Here is a 2,073-nt window from a genome sequence, read left to right as displayed (position 1 = left end):
CACCAGGGCAGCGGGCGGCACGCCTCTATGGTGCGCAACCCGAGTCTGGCAGTGAGCAGTCCCGCTCCCACCCCTTGTGCGGCGCGGGCGGAGAGCTTGGCTGCGAGCTCAGCCCCCAGCAAGTCCATGCCCACCTCGGTCACCAGCTCGGTGGCACCGGCGTAGAGCATGTTGCGAAACACCTGACGAATAAGGCGAATGCGGCTCCAGTAACCGAGCTCGATGGCATAGACGTCGGCGATATCCTCGATCATCCGCAAGTTGCGCCACAGCATGAGCATCATGTCGACAGTGGCAAGGGGACTCAGGGCCACCAGCACAGCGGCCTCCCCCGACCATTTGGCCACCCGGGCCTGGGCCAGCTTGTCCCGCTCGGTCAGCACCAGCTGACTGTAGAGCGTCAGCACTTCCCGATCGCTGTGACTCTCGTCGAGCTGGTTCAGCCAACGTTGGTAACCCTCCCGTCCCTTGTCACCACTCTTCTCGGCGAGTACCTCGCAAAAAGCCTGTCCCTGCCCGACGCCCTGACGGGCCAGCAAATCGTCGGCGCGCGAGCGCACATCCTGGCGCCGCTGGAGGGTGCGCAGCCGCAGCCACTCTCGCCCCACCATGCCTGCCGTGCCCACGGCCACCAGACCGGAGGCCAGCAACCAGGCGCTGCCCCAGAGCGGGGTGGTGAGCAACTGATCGTAGAGAAAAACACCATATTGCCCCAAAGAGAGCAGGCCAACCGCCCCCAATCCCCAGCCGAGCAGCCGGTGCCGCCGGCGCGGCTTGATGGTAAGCGCAGGCTCCACCTCAGTGAAATCGTCCAGCTCATCGAGGCGCTCGAAGCTTTCTTCCTCCAAGCGCTGGGCCGGAGCTGGCGGTCGCTCGTCGCTTGCCGCCGTCAAGGCGGGCTCCAGGATCACCTTGCCCTGCAGCGGCGCCGGTTCGGCCACCGTCGGTTTTGTCTGATCGTTCATCTTGTTGCTTGTTCCTCCACGCACCTGTGCCACCATGCCTTACCTGCCTGCATTGCCGCACAACCTAGGTTATTCGAGGTGATCCCCGAGCAGAAACTCCAGCGCCGCATCGAGCCGGATATGAGGCAGCGCCTGATGGGCGCTCATCGCTAAGGGGCGAAACGCCTGAAAATCAAAGCCCTGATTGTTCTCCCCCTGTTTATTCCACCATTGCGCAGGCGGAATATGGGGCGGCACTTCCCCCGGGAACAGCAGCAGCGGCTCGCCCGCGAGGCTGGTGCCGCGGATGGCGGGGAACTCGCGGCCATTGGCCACTCCCTTGCCCACCTCGGTCGCCTTGATGGCCGCGAGCGCCAGACACTCGGTGGTTATCCCCTCAAAACACGCCTGACCCCGGCCACTGCGCACCAGATGCTGCAGCAGAGAGACCATGGGCGCGTGCTGCTCGGGGGTGACGTGATCCGCCTTGCTCGCCACAAACAGCAGCTTGTCGATACGCGGCGAGAAGAGCCGGCGCCACCAGTTGCTCTTGCCGTAGGCGAAGCTCTCCATGATACGGGCGATAGCCTGCTGCATGTCGCCAAAGCTGGCCGCGCCGGCGTTGAGAGGCTGCAGACAATCCACCAGCACGATCTGGCGATCAAACCCCGCAAAGTGCTGCTCATAAAAGCCCTGCACCAGGTGCTGTTTGTACTGCTCGAAGCGCTGCTTGAGGGTGGCGTAAAGGGTGCCTTCGGCGGGCTCGCCAACCGGCGGCTGCCACACCCAGGGAACAAATTGCAGCATGGGGGCACCGGCATACTCCCCTGGCAATACGAAACGGCCGGGCTGGATCAGGTGTAACCCGAGATCCCGTTTGCAAGCGTGCAGATAGGCGGTATAGCGCTCGGCCAGCTGGGCGACCGGTCGCTCTTCAAAAGGCTGCGCCGCTTGCCATTGTGGGGTCAGCCAGCTGGCGGCGAGTGCTTGCAGCTCGGGGCGGCGCAGTTGATCGCGCACCTGCTCGCTCCACTGCTCGTAACTCATCTCTAGCAGCGGCAAGTCGAGCAGCCACTCCCCCGGGTAATCCACCAGATCCACATAGAGGGTGGAGATCTCCCCCAAATGC

General features: G+C 64.0%; 1 protein-coding gene and 1 pseudogene. Both read right to left on the bottom strand.

The annotated features are described in order from the left end of the window. A pseudogene (locus AAC083_RS12585) lies at positions 1 to 965 on the bottom strand (YcjF family protein); the annotation flags it as partial. Positions 966 to 1,034: 69 nt separating this feature from the next. Then, positions 1,035 to 2,073, bottom strand: a 1,039-nt coding sequence (locus tag AAC083_RS12580; RefSeq protein ID WP_258224682.1) for a YcjX family protein, incomplete at its 5' end; no start/stop codon positions are given.

The sequence above is a fragment of the Aeromonas sp. HMWF014 genome (assembly GCF_963878295.1).
In the GTDB taxonomy this organism is placed as follows: domain Bacteria; phylum Pseudomonadota; class Gammaproteobacteria; order Enterobacterales; family Aeromonadaceae; genus Aeromonas; species Aeromonas popoffii.
The sequence above is the reverse complement of the archived record's forward strand: the minus strand, read 5'-3'. Positions and strand labels throughout refer to the sequence as shown.